Raw genomic sequence first — 1,553 nt, 5'->3', positions numbered from 1 at the left:
CGCGGGTCGTCGGGGACGCGCTCGTCCCGCACGGCGTGCAGGTACGCCCGGTCCTGGTCGATCCGGGCGCGCACCTCGGTACCGACGGCGACCGACCCGTGCCCCGGGACGAGGACGTCGGCGCCGGTCGCCGCGTCCTCGAGCAGCGCCAGCGCGGCGAGGTGGTCCTCGATGGGGTCCGCGCTGCCGGTGTCGAGCATCGGGACGAGGACGTCGGAGAGCATGTCGCCGGCGAGGAGGACGCCGCGTTCCTCGATGAGCAGCGCCGCGTGGCCGGCCGCGTGCGCCCGGTGCTCCAGGATCCGGACCCGGGGCCCGTCCCACGGGACCTCGGAGGTGCCCTCGGGCAGACCGGTGACGAGCCCGAGCAGGTCCATCGGGACCTGCTCGACGATGTCCGGCGGGATCACCCCGGCGACGCGGTCCCGCCAGCCCGGGTTCGCCAGCACACCCGCGATGGTGGCCGCGCAGCGGGCCGTCCCGTACCGCGGCGGCGCGCCGAGCCGGGCGTCCCAGAGCAGGTGGTCCCAGTGGGGGTGCGTCGAGAAGCCCGCCACCACCGTCCGGCCCGCCGCCGACAGGTCGTCCGCGAGGGCGGCCAGCTCGGAGTCGAGCACTCCGGGGTCGACGAGCAGCACGCCGTCCGGGCCCTCGACGACCACGGTGTTGGTCCGGCAGAACGCGCTCTCCGCGACCAGCACGCCGTTCGTCACCTGCGTCAGCACCGAGGACCTCCACTGCTTGCACTTTGCAACTGCTGGCCGGGCGACCGTAGTGCGGGGTGGTGGCGGATCGCAAGCACCGGGACGTCGAATCCCGTTGACCATCGTCGTCCGCCCGGTATCGTCGAGAGCGCTATGGAGCTCTGACGACGACCCGACCGTCCGGCCGCGGCCTCCCACGTGCCCGCCGGGGTCTCCCTCCGTGTCCCGGAGACGTCGCCATGTCAGCGCCCACCACCACGTCCGCACCCGTCGTCGCCCGCGGCCTCGTGCGGACCTTCGCCGCCCGCCCGGTCCTCGACGGCGTGGACCTCGTCGCCGCCCCCGGGACCCGCGTCGGTCTGATCGGCGAGAACGGCACCGGCAAGTCCACGCTCCTGCGCCTGCTCGCCGGTCGGGACGTCACTGACGCCGGGTCGGTGACGGTCCCCGACGACGTCGTGTACCTGCCGCAGGAGCCCGAGAGCGGCACCACGGGAACCGTCGGGACCCTCCTGGACGACGCGCTGCGCCCGCTGCACGAGGCCGTCGCCGCGCTCGAGCGATTGGCCGAGCGGATGGGCGCCGGGGAGGACACCGCCGCCGAGTACGACGGGATGCTCTCGTGGGCGATCCAGCACGACGCCTGGGACGCCGACCGCCGCGCCGGGATCACCGCCGCCGCCCTCGGCGTCGCCGACCTCGAGCGCGGCCGTCCGGTCGCCACCCTCTCCGGCGGACAGCGCACCCGGCTGGCCCTCGCGGCGGCCCTGGTGCGCCGCCCGGCGTGCCTGCTGCTCGACGAGCCCACCAACCACCTCGACGACGAGGCCCTGGACCTGCTCGAACGCG

2 protein-coding genes are annotated in these 1,553 nt (G+C 75.2%); one reads left to right on the top strand and one right to left on the bottom strand.

All coding sequences use genetic code 11. From position 1 onward, the window contains the following. Positions 1-725, bottom strand: a 725-nt coding sequence (locus AC0CYZ_RS24790; protein WP_472220294.1) for an MBL fold metallo-hydrolase, incomplete at its 3' end; no start/stop codon positions are given. Positions 726-943: 218 nt separating this feature from the next. Here AC0CYZ_RS24790 and AC0CYZ_RS24785 point away from each other — a divergent pair. Continuing rightward, the coding region (locus tag AC0CYZ_RS24785; RefSeq protein ID WP_472220292.1) for an ATP-binding cassette domain-containing protein at positions 944-1,553 on the top strand (610 nt) is incomplete at its 3' end.

The sequence above is a fragment of the Actinomycetospora sp. genome (assembly GCF_055612215.1).
Note: the sequence above shows the minus strand (reverse complement) of the source record. Positions and strands in the feature narration are given on the sequence as shown.